17 protein-coding genes are annotated in these 23,472 nt (G+C 41.0%); all 17 read right to left on the bottom strand.

From position 1 onward, the window contains the following. Positions 1-14 precede the first annotated feature (14 nt). Positions 15-2,216: a hypothetical protein gene (locus QZ076_RS01990; protein WP_293709830.1), complete on the bottom strand. Its 2,202-nt coding sequence runs from the start codon at positions 2,214-2,216 to the stop codon at positions 15-17. 100 nt (positions 2,217-2,316) lie between these two features. Further along, positions 2,317-4,179, bottom strand: a complete 1,863-nt coding sequence (locus tag QZ076_RS01985) for a RagB/SusD family nutrient uptake outer membrane protein (RefSeq protein WP_293709828.1) — start codon at positions 4,177-4,179, stop codon at positions 2,317-2,319. 11 nt (positions 4,180-4,190) lie between these two features. Then, positions 4,191-7,523 carry a TonB-dependent receptor gene (locus QZ076_RS01980; RefSeq protein WP_293709826.1) on the bottom strand — a complete coding sequence of 1,111 codons (3,333 nt, stop codon included), beginning with the start codon at positions 7,521-7,523 and terminating at the stop codon, positions 4,191-4,193. Positions 7,524-7,765: 242 nt separating this feature from the next. Further along, entirely contained in the window at positions 7,766-8,755 is a 990-nt protein-coding gene (locus QZ076_RS01975) for a FecR domain-containing protein (protein ID WP_293709824.1), read from the bottom strand. Between the two features lie 82 nt (positions 8,756-8,837). Further along, positions 8,838-9,416, bottom strand: coding sequence for an RNA polymerase sigma-70 factor (locus QZ076_RS01970; protein ID WP_293709822.1), 579 nt, complete (start codon positions 9,414-9,416; stop codon positions 8,838-8,840). A gap of 585 nt (positions 9,417-10,001) precedes the next feature. Next, positions 10,002-11,294, bottom strand: a complete 1,293-nt coding sequence (tyrS, locus tag QZ076_RS01965; protein WP_293709820.1) for a tyrosine--tRNA ligase — start codon at positions 11,292-11,294, stop codon at positions 10,002-10,004. Between the two features lie 120 nt (positions 11,295-11,414). Beyond that, entirely contained in the window at positions 11,415-12,056 is a 642-nt protein-coding gene (locus tag QZ076_RS01960; RefSeq protein ID WP_293709818.1) for a TatD family hydrolase, read from the bottom strand. A 2-nt stretch (positions 12,057-12,058) separates the two neighbouring features. Then, complete coding sequence (gene yidD, locus QZ076_RS01955) at positions 12,059-12,280, bottom strand: membrane protein insertion efficiency factor YidD (RefSeq protein WP_075559599.1); 222 nt, start codon at positions 12,278-12,280, stop codon at positions 12,059-12,061. Then, the gene (gene rnpA / locus QZ076_RS01950) at positions 12,280-12,666 is read right to left on the bottom strand and encodes a ribonuclease P protein component (protein ID WP_293709815.1); all 387 of its coding nucleotides are present in this window, start codon (positions 12,664-12,666) and stop codon (positions 12,280-12,282) included. The genes yidD and rnpA overlap by 1 nt, the downstream gene beginning before the upstream one ends. After that, positions 12,656-13,423: a uroporphyrinogen-III synthase gene (locus QZ076_RS01945; protein WP_075560210.1), complete on the bottom strand. Its 768-nt coding sequence runs from the start codon at positions 13,421-13,423 to the stop codon at positions 12,656-12,658. Before QZ076_RS01945 ends, rnpA begins: the two co-directional genes overlap by 11 nt. Further along, positions 13,420-14,148: a DUF4271 domain-containing protein gene (locus tag QZ076_RS01940; protein WP_365324290.1), complete on the bottom strand. Its 729-nt coding sequence runs from the start codon at positions 14,146-14,148 to the stop codon at positions 13,420-13,422. Before QZ076_RS01940 ends, QZ076_RS01945 begins: the two co-directional genes overlap by 4 nt. 952 nt (positions 14,149-15,100) lie before the next feature. Continuing rightward, positions 15,101-16,450 carry a dihydrolipoyl dehydrogenase gene (gene lpdA / locus QZ076_RS01935; protein ID WP_293709811.1) on the bottom strand — a complete coding sequence of 450 codons (1,350 nt, stop codon included), beginning with the start codon at positions 16,448-16,450 and terminating at the stop codon, positions 15,101-15,103. Between the two features lie 47 nt (positions 16,451-16,497). Further along, positions 16,498-16,920 (bottom strand): PH domain-containing protein, encoded by a 423-nt coding sequence (locus QZ076_RS01930; protein ID WP_293709809.1) that lies wholly within the window; start codon positions 16,918-16,920, stop codon positions 16,498-16,500. Between the two features lies 1 nt (position 16,921). Then, positions 16,922-17,305 (bottom strand): hypothetical protein, encoded by a 384-nt coding sequence (locus QZ076_RS01925; RefSeq protein ID WP_293709808.1) that lies wholly within the window; start codon positions 17,303-17,305, stop codon positions 16,922-16,924. 203 nt (positions 17,306-17,508) lie between these two features. Further along, positions 17,509-18,897 (bottom strand): right-handed parallel beta-helix repeat-containing protein, encoded by a 1,389-nt coding sequence (locus QZ076_RS01920; RefSeq protein ID WP_293709807.1) that lies wholly within the window; start codon positions 18,895-18,897, stop codon positions 17,509-17,511. Positions 18,898-19,055: 158 nt separating this feature from the next. Then, positions 19,056-20,696, bottom strand: coding sequence for a RagB/SusD family nutrient uptake outer membrane protein (locus QZ076_RS01915; RefSeq protein WP_293709805.1), 1,641 nt, complete (start codon positions 20,694-20,696; stop codon positions 19,056-19,058). 11 nt (positions 20,697-20,707) lie between these two features. Continuing rightward, positions 20,708-23,470 carry a TonB-dependent receptor gene (locus QZ076_RS01910; protein ID WP_293709802.1) on the bottom strand — a complete coding sequence of 921 codons (2,763 nt, stop codon included), beginning with the start codon at positions 23,468-23,470 and terminating at the stop codon, positions 20,708-20,710. Between the last annotated feature and the right edge of the window lie 2 nt (positions 23,471-23,472).

Raw genomic sequence — 23,472 nt, 5'->3', positions numbered from 1 at the left:
AAAGATTTCAAGATTCATTGAAGCGCAATAGCCGATGAAAGCGTCCTCGGATTGGTTCGTTCGCCGGAATCTTCCACCGTATATAGTGTCCATGTATGTTCATCGACACGTTCCAAATGGTACCGGTTCTCTTGGGCTTTCATCTCTTCTTTCAACTCTTTCGGGAAAATGTCGGCACGACGGGCATCCTCCCACACACGAAACGCCTTAAACACGCGCTCTTTATCCAAACATTTTTCAACCGCGTTTTCACTTAAACCAAGCATATAGGTGGCATTCCATGCCACGGCTTTCGATTGCAGGTTCTCTATCACTTGTTCATTCCATTCCGATTGGAAATTCTGGATACCGAAAGTGGGACAAATGAAGTTATTCATATTACCGTTCCTTTCATCTTTCCCCTGGATGCCGAACGAATTGGTTACAGGGTTAAACATGTTGTTTCCTCCACCAATATTCCCATTTCCCATATAGAGCCAATTCCCATACATGATACCAGATCCCATCACACGAAGTTCATTTCCGCCATACGCATGGAACTTCTCAAACAAATTCCGATAGAATCGTTTTATCGAATAATAGCCATGTCCTTGATACATGAAACTTTCCTGTCCATCAAAATCGACATAATCCATGCCACCGTCAACTAATAACCGGGCATAATAATCGGCATAATCGTCTTGCAAATTCATATCCGGAACAAAACCATTATAACAGTTCATCTGTAATTTTGCTAACACCTCACCCGCTTTATGTGTTTGAGCCACCGTGTTGTAAGCACCACGCTTCACACCTTTCAATGTATAAGGTCGGGTTGTTGTAACTCCTTCGTAAGTAAGTAGTTCTTTCCCAAGTTTCAAAACATTGAGTTTATTGCAATGCCAAGTTCCCCATTCATTTAACCAACTGGTATCAGCCACACAAATATCCGTTTGAGAAGCATTCAAATCATGAGTGATCGTTGTCTTCAACACCATGCATAAGCTATCATTAGGAATGGGACTGACATCACCGCAATGTGGTTGCAAAAACTCACACAACGTATGTAACCCATAAGCGATTCCAGCTTCGTTCGTCATTTTTGTAAACTCAGCGATCGGAATTTGTTTTCCACCATAAGAAATCATCTTATCCGCCCATCGATTTGCCGGGTTGACATAATACTCTCCCAAACCTTCATCCTGTACAGCGCGTACTCCCAACTGAGTGGCATAAGAGATCAAACTATCATGTCGTCCCCACCATGCTAAATCGGCACAAGCAGCTTTCGGATCACGAACCCATTTCCCTTGCTGGGTAATATAAGGCAGTCCTTCCTCTAAAACGACCTTCTCATAAAGTTTTAACGTATGCTCTTTAGGACAAACAAAAAATGCCACCGATGATCCTAAAACATCCTCATCTACAGCCTCTACCCGATGATGCTTAGGTACATTCACATTTTCAAAACCGGGTATAAGTGTAAAAAATATATCACGGGTAGTACGGCGATCACGCGAACTCATTACAATGTAAGAACCGTACTCCGGTATATACTCAGCCCCATTTCCTTTATTAAAAAAGAAATGACCTTCTTTCCGATTCGTAAAAGCCACATCACTAATGCCATCTCCACCTATACGCAATCGCTGCCCCTCATATAACGAATCCGGCAAAGGATATTTGATCGGATCTGGTGTATGTACTCTGTAATACATTTGGTGCATATCTCCATCTGTAGGGAGACCGGTATTCGTATTGTCATTACAGGCGACCATACCGATCGTACAACGTTCATTACTGACTACTCCCAACAAATCTCCAATATATTCACGTATCGTAGTATAATAAGGTCCCCATACTACATGATCCGCTTTACCACGATTAGTAAGTGATATAAGTTTAAACGTCAAGTACTCTTCTTTTTCTCCTATTTCTATAACAGCTTCAGCTCCATTGGCATATGTTAACATCACCTTTTTATCGATTTGTCGAGCCGAAACAGGCAAAATAGCCTCATCGTTACCGGCATAAAGAGCCAACAATGGAGAACTTTTCTTATCAGATAAATATTCTATATTATCAACTTTACTGTAGATACTCGTTAAGAATCCTGTAGAATCCATCTTTAATACTGCATAATCCGTTTCAAAGCAGAGATCCTTCCCTGCCTGATTACACGAAAAAAAGAATGGAGATATAACTACCCATACCCATTTTAATAAGAATTTTTTCATTTGCCTCATATATTAAGTATTAAAAAGCGAAGTAAAAGATCTTTTGGCAAGTATCTTCTACTCCGCTACAAAATAATGAATCTTCAAATCCAATCAGACATTACTTCAATGGATCGAATGAACCACCCCATTCATTGTTCTGCTGTGCCATATCATTGTCAAAGTTAGCACCCATAGTCTTGTCCCCAATGGCACCGAACCAATGCTTGGTGGAAATATTAAATGTGGAAACTTCAATTTGTTTCACATTCGGCACGAAATCAATATGGAAGAACTTCTGCGTATCTGCATCTTTCAACGTACGTGTCCAGTCGAATTTTCTTGCTTCTTCCTCTGTTCCGTTATACACTACATACAGGTTGTTGTAATGCTTTTGGGCATTGATGTTGTCGAAATTCATCCAACGGCGGAGGTCGTCATAACGGAAGTTTTCTTGAGACAACTCAGCAGCACGTTCGTTGTATAACAAACGACGGAAACCGTCGAGCGTGTTATATACATCCAGTCCATACCCGATAGCGCCCGTACCTTTATCGATACCTGCACGTTTACGGATGGCAGCCACATAACCCAACGCTTCATTTACATGTCCTGCTTCGGCAGCACATTCGGCAAGGTTCAGGTAAACTTCACCCAAACGCAAAGCGATGGCATTATTTTCACCTTTATATGAATCGGCATTGTTCAATCCCGGCGTAATAGCCTTTAACGGGAAGAATGAGCCATAATGAGTAGTTCCGGCATTACGTTCAAGCTGCAAGTTAGACATCGCTTTATAGAACGTTTCTGTTTTCGCATACGAAGTCCAGAAATACTGCCCGGCAGGAATTTCCAACGACGGGAAATCACAACCCGGGACAGAATAAGAATCGTAGAAACGTGGATCCATTCCGTTCACCAATTTGTCAAGAATTTCAGCATTGTAAGCAGCATCTGTAGAAAGGCGGTTTACATCCAGTTTTTGGCTCTTATACTCTTCGTTTTCGTAGATAGCCATCGAAGAACCATCCTTCAACGGGAATGCAAGAAGTTGAGGTGTCTGCGGTACTTGACGGCATGCCCATCCATGGGTAATATCTTCAGGAAGATATTGGTTCATGTCATAATACGAATCCGGATATTTGTAATTTCTATAGATCAAGGCTTCCGTATTAGACTTCCCTTTTGTCAACCAAATGTCGCCAAATTTATCCATCAATTTATAGCCACTCTTTTCAGCCAGTTCTAGAGCTTCCTTATTGGTTTTATAGGCTGTTTCCCAACGTTCCTTATCATTGGAACGGTTGAATAACTTACTAGCATACCACATTTGTACGCGTCCTTTGAAAGCCATGGCAGCACATTTGTCAATACGCCCATAGTCGACACCCGACCAACGGTCTGGCAAGCCTTGAATGGCATCATCCAAGTCCTTCACAATTTGTGCCATACAATCAGAAGTAGAACTTCGCTTCATCATCAACGAAGGCAGGTCGTTCACATCCTGCGATTTAAGGATGAGGGGAACACCACCCAAATCCTTTACGTAAGACCAATATCGGTAAGCCCGCCAAAACTTGGCTTGTGCCACCACTGCATCTTTATCCTCAAGAGCCATGACACTTTCCGGTACTGTTTCCAACTGCTCAAGCAAGTAGTTAATCTTATCAATAATTGTATAATTAAAATCGACCCCACGGCTGGAAGCTGAAATGTTTACCCCACGCAACCACTCGCTCATGCTATCGTTTGAGTCCGTTGTAAGATCCGTGTCGGTATCAGACGTAGAAGACCATCCCGGCACCATGCCGCTATAGATATCGGTAAGATATGCCTGGATCATTGTTTCATTCTGCCACACATTATCCGGATTAATTGCCGATTTGTTCTCGTAATCTAACTGGCAAGAAGACAACGCCAATAGGCATACCGATAAAGTCAGGAATTTACGTCCACTTCTTTTTATTATATTGAAATTGTTCATAGATTTTATTTTTAGAAATTAACACTAACACCACCACCAAAGGTTCTCATTACAGGATAACCAACACCGCTCCATCCTGGGTTCAATTCCGGATCCCAGTGACCGAATCCAGAGATGTAGAACAAGTTCGTACCTGTTGCAAACAGCTTGATACTAGAGATTGCGTTACCTAGAGGCTGGGCAAAATTAAACGTGTAACCGATATTTAAATTGGAAAGGCGGATATAGTTAGCCTTCTTCCAGAAGAAATCAACATCTGTCCAACCATATGAACGATAGTCACGCGGAGCCAACATAGGCAGGTCTGCATTGGGGTTTTCCGGAGTCCAAGAATTTTCAATCCACTCCATATTCCACATCTGGTTGTCATGGTAATCTCCTATTACACCAAAGTTTTTATAATTATGGAATTTACCGGTGAAAGTAGCTTCTACAGAAAGTCCCTTCCAAGTAGCACCCAAATTCAAGCCCATATAAACCGGGTTATTGTTGTTGTATAGGATATCCTTATCATACTTGTTGATAATACCGTCTTTCACACCGTCAGGACCACTTTTGTCAATATAGACAAACGAACCGGGACGAAGATCTACGCCACCACCTGAAGGCATGACATAATTAGGATTCTCTTTTTTGAAAGCATCTACTTCTGCTTGCGAACGGAGGATACGTCCTTCGTAAGCAGCAATATAGCTACGGTCTTTACCTACGGGGATTTCCCAGTCCAACAAACCGGCAGCATAATCCTGAACCTTTACATTGTTCCATCCGTATGACAAGTTCAAACCGGCATGCCAATTAACATTACCTGTCTTATCTTCCCATCCCACACTGAAATCAAAACCTTGTCCGTTGATCACACCGTAGTTTTCAGCCGGCATTGTCTTGGAGAAAGTGGTTGGAAGCGAATTTTGGCGGTCACCTAAGATATCATACGTATGCTTGTGCCAATATTCAACAGCACCGTGCAGGTGACCCAAGAAACGGTAATCTACACCGACGTTGATACCGGTAGATTTTTCCCAAGTCAGGAATTCATTCACCAAATTTCCATACTGCAAACCATTATTCACAGCAGCATTTTCACCAAACATGTAGTTACCACCATTCTTATAACTGGTCTGCCACTGCCATCCACCGACAGCGTCATTACCTGTTAAGGCAGCAGATCCACGCAACTTCAAGAAGTCAAGCCATTCAACATCTTTCAAGAAGCTTTCTTCAGAAGCGACCCATGCAGCCGATACAGCCGGGAACACACCCCAACGTTCGCTCGGAGCAAAGTTCATTGAACCGTCATAACGTACAGAGAAATTCAAGATATATTTGTTGGCATAATCGTAACCACCGATAAATACCCAAGAAGCACGCCCACCGTCTGTATCAGGACCACCATTGGAGAACTGTTTATCGGCAGAAGAACCGGCTGCCCAGAACTGGTCGGTCTGGTACAACGGGAACTGTTCGCGTCTACCATATACATAATAGTGATTGTAGTTCGAAGCTTCGTATACGGTAGCCGCATTCACATGATGATCTCCCCAACGTTTATCGTAATTAACCTGGAAGTTCAACTGTTGGTAAGTCCACCAATTGCCCGAAGCAGAAACACCGGCACCTTCATTGCTGACATAATAATTAGTCAAATTGTTTACATCGATGATATGGTTGTTTTCACCCGATTTTATCGGATAATAAAACCTTTGCAGCTCAGTGTAGTCTTTACCACGCGATGAGTTCCAACTTCCCAAATAAGAAGCCTTTACGCTCATTCCTTCTATCCATGGTAATTTATAAGTCAAGCTGACGTTGGCTTCGGGTCGTATCCAGCTATTTTTTCTGTAACCGGAAGCACCTTCGGCAGCCGCAGCCGGGTTACCATATGCCCATCCGTCGCCAATCCACTTACCGTCAGGCGAACGTGAAGGCATATATTCAAATGATACACGTGCTTTCGTGTAAGTTGCATCTGTACCTTCTGTTGGAGAAGAAGCATAGTTTGTATTCGTATTAGCAACAGAAGCGTACAATTGCAAATCGTCGGTTATGTTAGCCGTCACATTCAAACGTATATTCAACTTATTGTATTCGGTTGACTCCATAAAACCACTCTGTGTATAGTAATTAGCTGCCCCAAAGAATTTGATTTTTTCCGAACCGCCGCTGACGCTTAATGCATGATTCATCACGTAAGGTGTATGCCAGGTGTCATCAAGCATGTTAAAGCCTTGTCCGGGAAGGTTTTTCGCCCATTCCAACTCTTCATCGCTCCAACCTGCACCTTGGGGAGCAGTCAAGCCAAAGTTTTTGTATGCCTGATTAATAGCCATACCTTGCTGATAAAGATTCGTCAAAGCTACTTCTTGCGTAGCGAAGTCGGCAGAGTAATTGGCTGTATAGTTAACCGATATCTTCCCTGAGCTACCGGAACGTGTCGTAACCAAAATAACTCCCGCATCCGAACGTGCTCCATAAACAGCAGCCGAAGCGGCATCCTTCAACACGCTTACCGATTCAATTTCATTCGGGCTTAAATTATTGAACGTTTCCGCATCACGTACAATCCCGTCAATTACAAACAACATCGGTGAGGAATTCCACGTTGTACCGGTACGTACCCCTACACTTGCCTGTTCACCCGGCTTACCGGAAGGAACGGAGATATGTACACCTGCCATTTTACCAACCAACGACTGGGCGGCACTGTTTGTCGGAATCTGTGACAACGATTCTGTGAATTTGGTTGTCTCTACTGATCCAGCCAATAACCCTTTCTTTTGAGAGGTATACCCTACAACAACCACCTCTTCCAAAGCCTGGGTGTCTTCTTTCAAAACAATCGAGAAATTATTTTTTTTACTTACAGATATACTTTGGGTTATATAACCAATATAAGAGATTTCAATTTTTGCATTATCGGGTACTTCCAAAGTAAACTTTCCGTCCATATCCGTAGTTGTTCCTGTACTTGTTCCCGGAATGGACACGTTTGCCCCGATAATAGGTTCACCGTTATTATCGGACACGACCCCTGTTATCGTTTTAAGTTTCTGATTCACACCTGGTAATTCAGACTTATCAGCTCTGTATAATACAATATGTTTATCACTGATCGTATACCTGATATTCTCACTTTTAAATATTTCATCCAGAATATCCGTCACCAGCTTATTCTTTACATTTACTGATACTTTACGGTTTACATTTACCTGATTCAGGTTGTAAGTAAAATAGAATGAACTTTTCTGCTCTATCATTGACAAGACATCCTGCACCGTTATGTTCTCCACGTTCAACGATAGTTTTACCGATTGCGAGTAAGTAACACTCGCTGTGATTTGCATTGTACCCAATAATAAAAACAATAAGATACACCTCATAATAAATAGACTTTTCCAGAGCCATGCGGATTTATGCGTATCGCATGGCATACACTTCTTAATAAAATTCATACATTTGTAAATGATTAGTTAGTAATAAATTTAGGTTGTCTCTAATACGTTACTTGCTTAATCCGAACCGGGGGTGTTTGCGGCATCTTCGGTTCTTCATTTTTACTACATCTGTTTTTTCTTCATAAGCATCTTCATTTTATAGGTTTATAAATTTGTATATGATCCCCCTGAATTTGATAATCCAGTTTGTGGGTATTTTTCAATAAAGTAAGTATCTGATTTATTCTAGCAGTTTCTTTAAAACGACAAGTAAATAATTCTGTATTAAGTTCCTGATCTTTCACTGTGATATGAACATTAAAGCGACGTTCCAGATCAACTACAATATCGATCAGTTGTTTACTAATATAAGCAGCTTCGCCTACCGTCCACGATTTGACCAAAGAGGCATTGACTATTTTATTGACTACCAGGCCACCGTCTTTGGAATAGATAACCTGCTCATTCGGTCTTAGAGTGACTTTATGTTCATTGTCATTTGTAGCGACTTCCACCTTTCCTTCTGCCAACGTTATGGAAGACGGTTCTTCATTGTACACCCGCACATTAAACTTCGTGCCCAACACTTTTACCTGAAGTAAATTAGCATGTACGACAAACGGCGCTTTTTCATTATGTGCGACCTCAAAAAAGCCTTCACCTTCAAGGCTGACATTTCTCTTCCTTGATGAAAACTGAGCTGGATACGAAAATTTACTATGGGAGTTCAGCCAGACTTTTGTACCGTCGGATAAGGTCAAAGAAGCTCGTTGCCCATTAGGTACTTCAACTATATTCATGGAAGAGGGCTGTTCCTGCGATAAAAAATAAAGATTAGTACTTAATAATCCGATCAGCACAATTACTGCAGCATATTTCATCCATGAAATAGAAACAGGACGTTTTCGGCTTATTTCCACTTTTACCTCCTTTTCCTGCAATCCGGACATAAAACGTGCATAGGCCATTTCTATCTCTTGTTTGTCGGAAAAACGTAGCTGGTCTTTCAAACTCCAGATACGTTCCATCTCAAACAGCCAATCGACATTTGCCTGATCGAAAGCAATCCATTGATCAACCTCCTTTATTTCTTCCGAAGTACATCGGTGAGTTAAAAATCGTATTAGTATTTCCTCATTCATATATCTTTCTTATCGTTTATATAAAGAAGACAACTGAGGCACCGGAAACTACGTAGTCAAAATGAAAAAAGTTCAGATTGATTTATAATCCTACAAAAGCGATATATAGTATCAGCAAATCTTTTAAATCTTCCCGCAGGAAAAGTACTGCATTACGGACATGGACCGCAACTGTACGTAATGATATTCCAAGCCTTTCGGCGATTTCTTTATGTGGTAAATCTTCATAATAACACATCCGAAACACTTCTGCCGCTTTAGGTGGTAATTTTTTCACAGACGCTTCGATCTGTTCACGAAAATCACTGTCAATCACTTGTTTCAGAACATCATTTGCATCGGTCCGGTCATTCAAGAAAGCGATACGTGCTTCGGCTATTCGTATTTTAGCATTATACTCTTCTACGACCATTTGATGTTTCAGATAATTCAAACAGCGATTTTGAAGAGATTTAAAAAGATATGACTGTACACTATTTACATCGATTTGTCGTTTTTGTTCCCAATAGAATGTAAAGATATCCTGCACCAGATCTTTCGCAGCCTGTTCATCCACAAAACGACAAGCCAACGACATCAGTTTCGGATAAAAATGAACAAAGAATCTTTTAAAAGCTTCCTGATCTCCTTCCTTTATTCTATGTATGTCAATGGGACCCAAGCCTTAAATTTTATATTTATACAACAATATAGACGAATTGGAGTACATAGTTCTTGAGGAACTAAGGTATTTTATACTGGTAGTAAATTAATAATCAGCAATATACAAAATTGCATCATATTCTGATGGATATTCTTTTTTAAAGATTATTTTTCTATTTATAATAAGATAAGTGGATTTGAGTGGCTAAATTAACCATTTACAATATAAATAGGCTATATTTGCGATTAAAGAAGTATATTAGTTCCTCAAGAACTTCGTATCACTTTGTCTTATTTATTTCACAAGATCGAATAAAACAGGTCTCATTATTTTGTAATAAATTGATTATTAACATATACATATGATAATTCCCATACGACCTTGTAAAATAATTTGATATATTGAAATGATTATAAATAACGAGGTCTAAAACAAATGTTTCAGACCTCGTTACTCTGTTGTCTCACGAGGATTCGAACCTCGACAGACAGAACCAAAAACTGTAGTGCTACCATTACACCATGAGACAATCCGGCGCTTTATCTAAAGCGATGCAAAGGTAAGAATAAATTCTTACCTTGCAAGCATTTTTTCTTATTTTTCTTACTTTGCAATTAGCAGGTAATAGTTCTTCTTACCTCTCTGAACCAACAGGTACTTTTCATCCAACAAAGAAGAACAATCGATAACAGCTTCTGCATCTGCAAGTTTTTCCTTATTTATGCTTATACCTCCACTCTGTACCAGTTTACGCATTTCCCCTTTTGAAGCGAAAACAGCGGCCTTTTCCGTTAATAGATCAATGGCTTTAACACCACCACTCAGTTCATCACGGTTGATCTCAAACCGGGGTACACCATCAAATACAGCTAATAAAGTATCTTCATCCAGCTTCTTCAATGCTTCAGAAGTAGAGTTGCCAAACAAGATATTAGAAGCTTCCACAGCAGCTTCATAATCTTCCAGAGAGTGAACCATCACCGTGATCTCTTTCGCCAAACGTTTCTGTAAAGGACGAAGATGAGCAGCAGCTGCCTGTTCTTCTTCCAGTGCAGTGATCTCTTCTTTACTCAGGTCTGTGAAGATCTTGATATATCTGGCTGCATCAGTATCACTGACATTCAACCAGAATTGATAGAACTTATAAGGAGAAGTATAACGGCGATCTAACCACACGTTACCGGATTCAGTCTTACCGAATTTACCTCCGTCTGCTTTTGTGATCAGCGGACAAGTAAGAGCGAATGCTTCACCACCTGTTTTACGGCGGATCAATTCCGTACCAGTAGTAATGTTACCCCACTGATCGGAACCACCCATCTGCAAACGGCAACCTTCATTCTGATACAGGAACAGATAATCGTATCCCTGCAATAATTGATAAGAGAACTCTGTGAAGGACATACCTACACTCGATTCGGAGCTAAGACGTTTCTTTACAGAATCCTTAGCCATCATATAATTAACTGTCAGATGTTTACCGATATCACGGATAAAGTTCAGGAATGAATAATCCTTCATCCAGTCATAATTGTTTACCAACTTGGCTGCATTAGGAGCATCTGAATCGAAATCCAGGAACTTCGACAACTGCTTTTTGATGCTGTCCTGGTTGTGACGAAGTGTTGCTTCATCCAACAGATTACGTTCTGCCGACTTCATTGAAGGGTCTCCGATCATACCGGTGGCACCACCAACCAGAGCAATAGGACGGTGTCCGGCACGTTGCAAATGCTTCAGCATCATTACACTAACAAGGTGTCCGATATGTAATGAATCGGCCGTCGGGTCAATGCCAACGTAAGCAGAAGTCATTTCTTTCTGTAACTGCTCTTCTGTTCCGGGCATCATATCATGAATCATGCCCCTCCATCTTAATTCTTCAACAAAATTCATCGTTTTAATTATAGTTTTATATTGAATGCGGACAAAGGTACGACTTTATAATTGAAAATAGAGAATTGGAAATAGAGAATTATTTGATACTGCAATGGTTAGTCGCTTTCATTGCAGGGATTAATAACCAATAGAAAAAATATTATGCACATTGTTTTCTAAACCGGAAGCAAGTTCCTCAAGGGATAGATGCAACGAAGAGGCTATCTGTCGATACACAGCCTGTATATCAATCTCTTTATCATCTGTTTCTGCAAATATACGGTCAAGCCGTGCCGATTGGAGTGCTGACGGATTGAAATACTCACCAAAAGAAAGGTAGAACCCTTGTAAGATTAATTGCTGTGCAAGTTCACCATTGCCACGAAAACCGTGAATAATCCAAGGCGTTTGAGGTTTTACCATTTTCCTGGCAGCAATTAGTTCGGTCCAGGCTTTTACACAATGAATAATAAGTGGTTTACTCTTCTCTTCAGCTAATGCTGCTTGCTTCAGAAAGACATCCTGCTGAATAGCCAAAGGAGTTTCCGCCAGCTTATCTAAACCCGCTTCACCAATAGCTACAACATTGGAAGCCGAGATTATCGATTCGAGACAAGATAACTGTTCACGTACATTATATATATACCACGGATGAATACCAACAGAACAGTATACAGGAGGTAAAGACAATTCGCAATCCTCTTTTATTATCGTATTCACAATCGCAATATCCTCCACATGAACCGATGGCTGGTGAGTATGTATATCGTAGTAAATCATATTTACGGTACCGGATCATACCCGCTTCCTCCCCACGGATGACAGCGGAGTATTCGTTTGACAGCTAGGTAAAGTCCTTTGATCGGACCATATTTCTTCAGGGCTTGCACAGCATATTCGGAACAGGTAGGTGTATACCTGCACGATGCCGGTGTCATAGGAGAAATACAATATTTATAGAAATAAACCGGCAACAGAAGGAGTGTAGTAAAGAATTTCTTCATTATTCTTTGTCACGCAATACCTTGATCGCTTTCGTCATCGCTTTTTCCATATCCGTGAAAGGATGTATCTCTTTGTCCAGATAAAGGAAAGCAATAAGCATACGCTTATTTTTTTCTGTCAGCGGATCGATCAGATCATATTTACGTACCCGGTAGGCTTCACGGACCTGACGTTTGATCAGGTTTCGTTTTACGGCACGCTTAAATTTTTTCTTGGGAACGCTGATCAGGATAGAGACGGGGGCAGACATCTCCTCTTCCAGCGGTAAATAAACAACCCGCAGTGGAAACGCTACAAACGATTGCCCTTTTTCGAATAACAGGTCAATGTAACGTTTCCACGACAGGCGCTCTTCTTTAGAAAGGGTATACCTTTTATTTTCCATTCTTTTTATTTCCACCCAGCTCTTTCTTCAGATATAGATCCAAAGCAGCCGTCATTGAAGGAGCTTCGGGAGTAGGTGCTTCCACATCCAGCCTGAGGCCGGCATCCTTTACAGCTTTCGCCGTTGTAGGACCAAAGCAACCGATCTTTATATCTTCCTGCTTGAAGTCGGGGAAGTTCTTCAATAATGAAGAAATACCTGAAGGACTGAAGAATACCAGCATATCGTAATCAAATTTCTCATCTTTAGCAAATTCGTTACTTACTGTTCTATACATTACAGCCTTTGTATAGTTGATCTTTTTTGCATCCAGCATAGCAGTCAAATCTTCTTTATGCACGTCAGATACAGGTACAAGATATTTCTCCTTTGCATGCTTTGCAATAACGGTAACCAAATCTTCAGGTTTTCCGGTCTGGCCGAAAAATATTTTACGTTTTCTATACACGATATACTTCTGAAGATAAACTGCAATAGCTTCCGTCATACAGAAATATTTCATTGTTTCCGGAATGGTGACACGTAGTTCTTCACATAAATGGAAAAAGTGGTCAATAGCTGTACGAGCAGTAAAAATTACTGCCGAATAGTCCAGAATAGAAATTCTCTGCTGTCTGAACTCTTTAGATGAAAGAGCTTCTACTTTGATAAAAGGACGGAAGTCGATTTCAACCCCATATTTCTCTGCAATGTCGAAATACGGTGACTTCTCGGATGCAGGCTTCGGTTGCGATACCAACAACTTTTTGATGTTCAATGCCATAGAGTACTCGTCTCGATAAAGTTATACAAAAAAATCATACCTTCATACAAAAATATAAGAGGTAAAATTTCTTGGGTGCAAAGGTACAAACTAATATATAATAATCCGACATTATTCTTGTGAAATATCCGTATTGTCTTATAAATTATTACAAAACGACACAAAAAATAGAAAATACAAAACAATATAACGGGAGCCAATGTTTTACTGCCTACGAACAATAACCAAAGCACCGGAATGTATAATAAAATGCCCCAGCTACCCATTATCGCGTTATAACTTTTTTTCCAGAATCTATATTTATCCGGAGAGGCAAAAACAAATCCCAAAAGAGAATTACAGAATTGCTTAAACTGAAAGAACAGGAGTAGCACACAAAAAATAAAAACAATCGCAAAAAGGACTTCTTTCTCTCCCAGATGACTGACGGTTCCCTTTACCCGGGCAATAGTAAACAAGGCTATACTACATAAAAAAAGTGCTTGAAAAATCATAAAATGTCGAAAGAAAGCTCCACTTTTCCCAGCCGTTTCATCAAACAGATTCTGCCGTTCTTTCAAATATACGACATCCTTCAGCATTTTTATAAAATACTGATAATTAGCACGAAATATAACTGCAAAAGCGACCAGCAAGGAAAGTAGCAATGAGAAAATCACATCATCCACCAACTGTCCGTCCCACAAACGAATTCCTACATATCCTTCAAACATATTCATGCATTGCAATTTAGCTCTGCAAAGATAGGGAATTACTTTCTATATATGAAGATTGCGTCAGGTAGGTATATTTCCACATCCAAGATTTTTTCCCAGTGACTGCGGCAATCACTGAAAACAGGTAGGCATTTATCGAGGAAAAGACTTACACTTCTTTCGGGAAAAGCTTACAGTTATTCTCTACACCCTGCGCAATCCTATAACGCAGCAGGGGACAGGCTATAGGGTAGAGAGTGATACCTTTTAGGATATGGGGTAGTACTTTGTAGGGAAGAAACCGGGACTATAGTGTTATGCATGCCACGGCTACTATCTTACCCCTCTTGACGCTATAGTGCTGCTACCCGACAAATTGTCCCCTAATTGCCCCCAAACAGACTACTACAGAACAATTCAAACAGTACGTTCCACCTGTCACCGCTTCCAACCAGCTAAGAATTAGTCAATTCTGATGAAAGGACAATTTTTTTTGTTTATTTTAAGAAAGTCACAGAGAATGTCTTAAGCTACTACCAATAAAGAAATGGGTAAGCATCGAAAAGCTAACGGACAAGCATCGGATGGCAAACGGATAGTCACCCATTTTTAAAGGTATGGTGTTTTGAAATGTTAAGACCTTAGTTTTGATTTCAAAAGAAGGTACTTTTGATTTTAAAAGACTGGTCTTTTTTTGTGACTCCGGCTTGCTTCGGTGAAAGGAGCTGGTTTCACCGTTTCATACTGTTTCTTAATACGTTACAAAAGGGTGAAAGGTGAACTCAATAGCTTGAAAGATACTGATTTGAATGTTACTTTTCTCTTGAAAGAAAAGTAACCAAAAGTTCAAGGCTGCACCGGCTTCGCTGCTACGGTGAAAGACTCCGCTGTCGTCTGCGAACTCGCTTCGCTCAAACAGTGCAGCCTTGATCTTTTGACTACTTTTGGATCAAGCCAAAAGTAGGTTCAAAACTTTCTAATAAAGAGCCTCTTTTATAATCTCACCAACAGTTGGATGCGGGAAAACAATCGACCTCAATTCGTCAGCTTTCATCCCTTTTTCTATGGCAAGACCTGCAATAACGATCAATTCAGATGCCGGATTACCCAACAAATGAGCACCAATTACCGTCTCGTCTTCAGCCAGAATCAATTTACAAACGCCATTTCCCTGTTCGTTCTCAGCCACAAAACGGCCGGAGAAGGCCAGCGGCAGTTTCTTTACTATATAGGGAATTCCTTCTGCCTGCAATTCTTCTTCCGTCTTACCGACACCGGCTATCTCAGGATTGGTATAGACTACCCCCGGAATCGCTTTATAACTCATACCAGCTCCGGCTTTTCCCCGGATATGCTTTACTGCAACCTCCGCTTCACTCACGGCTGTATGGGCCAGTAAGGAATTGGCTGTGATATCTCCGCAAGCATATACATTCGGTAAAGAGGTTTGCATATATTCATTCACCTTTATACCATTACGGAAAGGTTCCAATGATAAAATTTCCAATCCGAAACCTTTCGTTACCGGGCGACGTCCCACACTCAGCAGAACCTTTTCGCCTTGTATCACAAAGCTTTCCCCATCTTTCTCAACGGTCACATCACCCCCATGAACGGCAGTCACTTTATGGCTTAGATAAAATTTAATACCTCTTTTGGCATATTCAGCCTGAAGCATTTCAGAAAGTTCCCGATCCATCGGACCGAGTATCTTATCCAGCATTTCCACCACATGCACTTCGGTGCCCATGCTGTTAAAGAAAGACGCAAATTCCATACCAATCACTCCGCCGCCGATAATGACAAGGGAAGCGGGAAGCTCTTTCGTCTGCAAAGCTTCACGGCTGGTCCAATAGTCTGTCTCCGCCAAACCGGGAATAGGAGGAATAACCGTTTCCGAGCCGGTACACAACAGAAGATTGGCTGCTTCATACATTTCTTCCCCGCTGACAATGGAGATCGTGCCGTCGGCAGCACGTCCCTTTATCTCCGCTTCACCACTTACAACAACAACACCATGTTCCGTCATCTTCATCCGGATACCGGCAGTCAGTTTCTTTACGACCTTATTTTTACGGGCAATAATCTTGGGGAAGTCGAAAGACGGGTTTTCTGCTTTTACCGCATATTTAGCCGCATGTTTGATCGTGTCGTACACTTTAGCTGAGTAGAGTAAGGTTTTCGTAGGAACACAACCTTCGTTCAGGCAAACACCCCCTAAGGCATTTTTCTCGAAAAGTACGGTAGAAAGTCCACCGGCAGCCGCTCTTTCGGCAGCAGTATAACCGGCAGGTCCTCCACCGATTATAGCAACATCATATTTCATGTTATCAGATTTAATTAAGTTTTATATTGTGATTCTATATTATCATTCTACAATAGTCCGGCATTACTTTTGATCTCGATATCCGGATTGTACTTCTTCAGCAACTTCACAAACTCTTTTTCGTTCTGCGGAGATATCAACATCCACATCCTACCTTCTTTCCAGATCACGATCCTGTCCAACGACAGAGAATAACTAAAAACGGGAAGAATAGACGGTTGCAACGCCTCTATATCAGCAATCGCGATTTCTTTTTTAGGAAAAAAGCCACAGCGGAGCAACAGCATACCGTCTGCCGTAACCACATAATAGGTATTAAAAAACACATGCAACGTCAGTGCGCTGGCAACCAACGATGTAACAATTGCCGCCACATTCTGATGCAGTACAGATACCACACACAATACTGCCAGCACAATAATCAACAAATGGTACCACCACCCGATCTTAGATTTGAAGACTCTGTCCATTTTACGAATTTTCGCGCAAGATAGTCATTTCTTCATTTACTTGTTGTAAAGCTGCTACAAATCCTTCGGTATCTACCGGATAGATCGTGTTCGTATATTCTTTGTCCTTATAAGGTTTACTGTAATATACGACCACGCTACCGGACTCTTTTACAAACACTTTATCGATCGAGTCAATAGGGATGGCAACAAAGTTACCTTGTGTCAGGTAATTGTTATCTATTCTGTACGGCTGAAAAGCAACGCAAGCAATTGCTACAACTGCTACATAAATAAACCAGGGCACATCATTCAAATAAAATAACCCCAAAATAATCAACAGGCAAACGGTAATCGAGAGGTGTTTCGGAGTTATTATCCGTTTTCTAAATGCTTTCTTTTCCATAACCTTAAGTATTAAAGTTAGTAATAAGCAATATTACGTTTTTTTATTCACATAAAAAAGCTTATACATCTTCTAATCTCATTTTAATGGAAAATACAACAATAAATACTCAAAATAACCGAATAACGATTTACCAGAATAAAATAAAAAGAGACTGAATTCTACATCCTTCAAGGAATCCACTCTCTTTTAAACAACACTCCCTATTGTTGTTTTAATCTTTTAATCACTTTCTCTCTCAAGTTGTCAGGGAAATTTTCATGAAAAGGAAATCCGAAAGTAAAATCCGGTTCCTTTTCAATAGCATTCCGATCATCCGGTTTATTTATAAAGTTGCCATAAAAGATATTCCCATCAAACTGAGTAGCTTTACTATCACCTGTTACAAACTTATATTCCAGATCATCGTTTATTACATAAAAAATATTTTTATTGAACACTGTATTTTCCGGCCAGGGTCCTCCCCAGTTATCCATAATAAGTACCGAACGGTCTATCTCCGGAGAAGGCTTTTTCATAATAACAATCACATTCTCTTCAATAGCGGTCTGTTTAGCCGGTCCGGAAATATGTATGACAGGAGAGAACCAACCGGGGCGTGTCGGATAAGCACGCAAACCGTCATTGATACTTACATTATGACGGATTATCGTATTTTCCGTTCCTATATTATAGGGTTTACCCAAAGTATTACCTTCGTTACACACCATTACAAAACCTCCGGCATTATCATGGCTGAAATTGTACTGGATAACAGTATTACGACAATTGTAATCCGAATCGAAAGCCTGTCCGTCCCATTTGGCATTCTGTTCGCTTACCTCATTAAATTGGATAATCGTGTTATCACAACTCCAGGGCCAGATACCGGCAGCGGCATCTTCTATCCGCAGAAGATCAGGACTATCCCTTACTATATTATGTTCTACCAATGCACCGTCGCAGGCAATAGGAACAATCCCATCTCCCGGAACCTGTTCGATCAGGTTCCCCCTGATAACGACATTCAGACTGGGAAACCATTTATCACGGCCACTATTACCATTACCGGTTATTCCATTCCGTTGGCAACGGTAAATATGGCAATTCTCTATCAGCAAATCAACAAAACGGGTCGGTACTTCATCTCCACCGTTATGCCAGTAAATTCCGTTTCCAGCTCCTTCATTCTTTATACAACTTCCGTTCACATCTCTAACAGTCATATTTTTCAAATGGATATGATGTACGTCGCCTTTATCCCAGGCATAAATAATAATACCATTTCTACCGGGATCCGGTTTTTCTCCCTTATTGGTAACCTCCAGATTATTCAGTTCCCAATACTCAACTCCTTCCAGTAGTATCGTATGTTGTTTCTGACCGTCTCCATGCAAGATAGGTTTCCCTCCGTCTCCATATTTATCGACCATCACCGGTTTCCCTTCACTCCCACTACCTTTCGGTTCAAACTGGCCGACATATTCAGTCCCCGATTTAAATAAAATCCTATCACCCGGTTCAAAGACTTGCTGGTTCAGTTTATCAAGACTTTTCCAAGCTTCTGTCGGTGAAGCCCCTTTATTCGCGTCATCTCCGGTTATGCTATCCATATAAAAGGTTCGCTGTGTTGAGGTACAGGCACATAATAACAATGCTAGTACAAAAGTGTACATTTTCATTTTCTAAAGTTCTATTGTTTCTAAATCAAGGTATTATAAGAGAAGCCACCGTAAACAAGTTTAAAACGGCTTCTCTGCTCATTCTATTCTTACCAATCAGGATTTTGTTTCAAAAGTGGATTTTTAAACAATTCTTCATTGGATACAGGATACAGATACATCTTGTCACTCCATGTACGCTTGTCAACAAGTTGACGGGTATAAATCAAACCGTCTCCCTGTTTCTCAATCTTCACCCCATAAATATCCATTGTCTGAGGAGCGATTTTCCATCTTCTAACATCCCAGAACCGATGGTCTTCAAAAGCGAGTTCCACCCGGCGTTCATTCCTGATCCGTTCAAGAAAATCATCCGAAGCAACTCCCGGCATTCCGGCACGCATCCTGACTTTGTCGATAGCTGCCCGTGGAGACAACGTAAACGTATTATCGGTATAATCAGGATTACCGTAAGCCTCATAAAGAGCTTCCGCATAGTTCAACAATACCTCTGCGTATCTGAAAAGTATCCAGATATGACGATCGGTAGTTGTATTGTTCGGATTCAGACTGATCGTTTCGACAACATATTTTTTCAAATAATAGCCTGTCGGTGTCGCACCATCCAGAGGCGCTCCGTTTTTACCGCCTACAAAAGTCTCAACAGTCGCATTCTTGAAAGTAGAGCCATTTGTCAGTACGGTCTCAAACAAGCGGGGATCCCTCTTTTCCGGATTGTACATATTATCGATATGTTCCTGGTTTCCCCAGTCGAACCGGCTTCCATCCTTCATTTCAAAAGCATCCACCAGATTTTGTGTAGGACAGGTTCCGGAGTTTCCTCCCTCATAACCGATAGGGAAATTCAGTTTTTCAAAATCATTTGAATTACCTCTGCGCGTTTCCAGAATCAGTTCTTTGGAGGCCAGATTATTCCATATTTGTTCATCTACCAGTTGATACCGCCCGTCCGATTCAACCTTATCGATCAGCTGTTTGGCCGCTTTAGCCGCTGCAATCCATTTTTCCTGACCAGCCGTCCCGTCATATAAAGGGCTGGCTGCATACAGTAACGTTCTTGATTTCAAGGCCATCACGGCTCCCTGGGTGATACGGCCCGTTTCATATCCCGGCACATCTTTATAAGATACAGGCAGCTTATCCATGATCTCATCGCATTCACTGACAATAAAATCAATCACTTTATCAAAATCAGAAGGAGTCACGCTATTCGCCTCATCGAGTTCCAGGCACTCCGTAATCAACGGGACGTTCTTATACCGTTTGGCCAACTCGAAATAGTAGAAGGCACGTAAAAAACGAGTTTCATACGGATAATACTGATATTGCTGCATTAAAGTCTCATAATTATCATTCCATTCAATATTGGTAAAGTCTTCCTGATAATTATTTAAAAACATATTAGCAGAACGGATTGCGGTATAGTAAGTGCCCCACACATTATCGATTGTCAGGATCGGACTCCACGAACCGTTATTATACCGAATGATGCCCGATGTATTCCAAGCATATTCCGCTTCATCGGTCGCCGCTGCCCGGATCGCTCCGTCAAAATTACCAAAATCGGCAGGAAGATATGAATATACGGTGGTAAGCATACCTTTTGCTCTTTCAAAATAGGTGAACATATCTTCTTTGTCAAATCCGGACGATTCATTATAATCTAGATAGTTACAGGAAGACATACACACTGCAAAAGCAAATATGGCAGATAATATTTTCTTATTCATAATGTCTATTTTTAAAAATCAAGAGTTAATCCAATGTTATATGATCTGAAAGATGGATAGGTAGCATACATTTGCTCCGGGTCCATATCTTTCACATGGTCAAATGAAAACAGATTCATACCTCTGGCAAACAGGTTGATATTGCTGAGTCTGATCTTGTTTACCCATGATTTAGGCAAAGTATAAGCCAATTCTACATTTCTCAGTTTCAGGAAACTGCCGTTTTCAGCCCAGATAGAACTTTCCCTGAAATTATTATCATTCTGTTTGGTAGTCAGACGCGGATACCGGGCATTGGTATTCTCCGGTGTCCAGCGATTTTCCAGATAATGTTGAGAGACATTCTTATTACCGACCAAAGGACGGTACATACTTGACATATTTCTAACTAACGTATAGTTGGCTACTCCCTGGAAATCTGCTTTCAGACTCACATTCTTATACCCCAATCCAATTGAAAACCCGTACATAATTTCCGGCAAAACAGTACTGTAACCGATAGCCACCTTATCATAATCATCAATCACCTTATCACCATTCTGATCTTTATACTTTACATCGCCCGGAGCCACATTGGAGAAAGATTGGGCAGGACTGCCCGCTATATCTGCCTCATCCTGAAAAAAACCGATAGCCTCCAAACCATAATACTGCCCGATCCGGTTTCCTGTATTTTTCAGGTAATCATACGGTTTATATCCTTCGTCCATATTTACAATCTCATTACGGGCAAAAGTGAAATTACCAGCCAGCATATAGGTGAAATCTCCGATACGGTCACGCCAGGAAAGGCCGGCTTCAAATCCATAGTTCTTAACTTCACCATCATTCAAAATCGGCGTGCTGACTCCCAACACGGAAGAGTAAATAGCAGAGGAGTTCACCAGAATATTCGTCCGCTTTTCATAAAAGGCATCCGCTGATAAAGACAACCGTTTGAATACTTCCATATCGACACCGAAGTTAAACTTATAGGCTGTTTCCGGTTTCAATTTCAAATTAGGCAAACGGAACTCGCCATTACCGGATACAGAGTTATTATTATCTCCAAAAAAATAGGAACTGATGCCCGTTTTGAAATAATATTTATCATAATCATAAGCAAACCGGTCACTTCCGGTAATACCCCATGAAGCCCTCGCTTTCAGATAATCTATCGGTGTAACTTCTTTCATAAAGTCTTCGGAAGAAATGATCCACCCGGCAGAAATAGCAGGAAAAAATGCATACTTATCAGAACTTCCTAACACACTCGAACCGGAATAAGTCAACACCAAATCAGCCAGATACTTGTTTTTATAAACATAGCTTGCATTTCCCATATAACTCTGCCGTCTATACGTATTATTAATTCCTTTCAGGGAATTTTCCTCCTGATGATAAATGACCACAGCATTCAGTTGATGTATATCCTGCCAGTTTTTTTCGTAATTGACTTTTGCTTCGAATGTGGTTACACGGTTCTGATATCCCAAGCTGGAACTGAAAGACAAATCCGTTTCCTGTCCGTAACGTGTACGGGTTATGTCGGTAATAGTACCTCCGTTATCCCTGACCGGCTGCAAACTTTCATACAGATAATTCTTTGTTTTATTATCCCAATAGCTGGCCCGGTTATCATAAGCAATAGCAAGCTCTGCACTCAAACCGGAAGTAAGAACGAACAGGTCCTGAATAATCCGCAAGTCGGCATATAAAGCCCGGTCATTTCCTACGGAAAAACCTTTAGCTACCGATTCTGCAACAGGATTTTTACGCACATTATCACCGCCCCATACACCTGTACCCGTCTTTACCGGGAAAGCCGCTGCCGGAACATCGTAGATCATCGGGAACAAAGTCGAATACTCCGTTGCCGGACGATTATGTTGCGACAATTCACCCAACAAGTTCAATTTTACCAGCGTGAGTTTTGTCGCATTAATATCGAGGTTCGCCCTAGCACTCAGTTTATCCCATGACATCTGACTGGAATAATCCGGACTGAAATAGTTCTCATTCATAAAACCGTTATCACCGATGTAATTGATTGCGGCAAAATAACTCACATTCTTTCCTCCCCCGGTAAAAGAAGCATTAAACTGATGAGTCGTCCCTTTATTCTTCAAGACTTCATCCTTCCAGTTCACATTCGGGAAAAGTTCCGGGTTGGAACCCGTACGGAAAACTTCCAGATCAGAATTGCTATACAAAGCGGACAATCCGTCCATCCGTAAAGCTTCGTTCATTGCCAATGCATACGCATATCCGTCCGCCATATCAGGGAGGCGAAATGGAGTATTTATCCCGAACTGATAGCTTGCATGCACTTTCATTCCTTCCAAAATACCGCGTTTGGTAGTCACCAGAATGACACCGTTTGCACCCCGTACACCATACAAGGCCTGCGATGCAGCATCTTTCAGAACCGTAACACTCTCTATCTCATCCTGTGACAAGGAACTGAGGGGGCGTTCAAAACCGTCGATCAAAACCAAAGGGGTTCCTGTCCCCATCGTGGCAAGACCTCTCACATACATTGTCGGATCATTATCCCATGCTACGGTCGAGCCTTGCAGACTGAACAATCCAGGAAGTTTTCCATACAGGGAATTAGCCGGATTAATATCAGACGTTTTAGAATCATCCATATATATCGTGGAAACTGCCGCCGTACTTTCTTCGCTACGCCCGGATAAATTGAATCCACGGTTTATCATTTTTGTATCCTGTGCATACGAGAAAACAGACACAGACAAAAATGTAGCTACATATATTTCTTTTATTATTTTCATAA

Source organism: uncultured Parabacteroides sp. (assembly GCF_905196875.1).
In the GTDB taxonomy this organism is placed as follows: domain Bacteria; phylum Bacteroidota; class Bacteroidia; order Bacteroidales; family Tannerellaceae; genus Parabacteroides.
The sequence above is the reverse complement of the archived record's forward strand: the minus strand, read 5'-3'. Positions and strand labels throughout refer to the sequence as shown.

Coding starts and splice junctions, on each gene's coding strand:
- QZ076_RS01990 (WP_293709830.1), bottom strand. CDS start 2,216: ATGAAAAAATTCTTATTAAAATGGGTATGGGTAGTTATATCTCCATTC.
- QZ076_RS01985 (WP_293709828.1), bottom strand. CDS start 4,179: ATGAACAATTTCAATATAATAAAAAGAAGTGGACGTAAATTCCTGACT.
- QZ076_RS01980 (WP_293709826.1), bottom strand. CDS start 7,523: ATGCAAATCACAGCGAGTGTTACTTACTCGCAATCGGTAAAACTATCG.
- QZ076_RS01975 (WP_293709824.1), bottom strand. CDS start 8,755: ATGAATGAGGAAATACTAATACGATTTTTAACTCACCGATGTACTTCG.
- tyrS (WP_293709820.1), bottom strand. CDS start 11,294: ATGAATTTTGTTGAAGAATTAAGATGGAGGGGCATGATTCATGATATG.
- QZ076_RS01960 (WP_293709818.1), bottom strand. CDS start 12,056: ATGATTTACTACGATATACATACTCACCAGCCATCGGTTCATGTGGAG.
- yidD (WP_075559599.1), bottom strand. CDS start 12,280: ATGAAGAAATTCTTTACTACACTCCTTCTGTTGCCGGTTTATTTCTAT.
- rnpA (WP_293709815.1), bottom strand. CDS start 12,666: ATGGAAAATAAAAGGTATACCCTTTCTAAAGAAGAGCGCCTGTCGTGG.
- QZ076_RS01940 (WP_365324290.1), bottom strand. CDS start 14,148: ATGAATATGTTTGAAGGATATGTAGGAATTCGTTTGTGGGACGGACAG.
- lpdA (WP_293709811.1), bottom strand. CDS start 16,450: ATGAAATATGATGTTGCTATAATCGGTGGAGGACCTGCCGGTTATACT.
- QZ076_RS01930 (WP_293709809.1), bottom strand. CDS start 16,920: ATGGACAGAGTCTTCAAATCTAAGATCGGGTGGTGGTACCATTTGTTG.
- QZ076_RS01925 (WP_293709808.1), bottom strand. CDS start 17,305: ATGGAAAAGAAAGCATTTAGAAAACGGATAATAACTCCGAAACACCTC.
- QZ076_RS01920 (WP_293709807.1), bottom strand. CDS start 18,897: ATGGATAGCATAACCGGAGATGACGCGAATAAAGGGGCTTCACCGACA.
- QZ076_RS01915 (WP_293709805.1), bottom strand. CDS start 20,696: ATGAATAAGAAAATATTATCTGCCATATTTGCTTTTGCAGTGTGTATG.
- QZ076_RS01910 (WP_293709802.1), bottom strand. CDS start 23,470: ATGAAAATAATAAAAGAAATATATGTAGCTACATTTTTGTCTGTGTCT.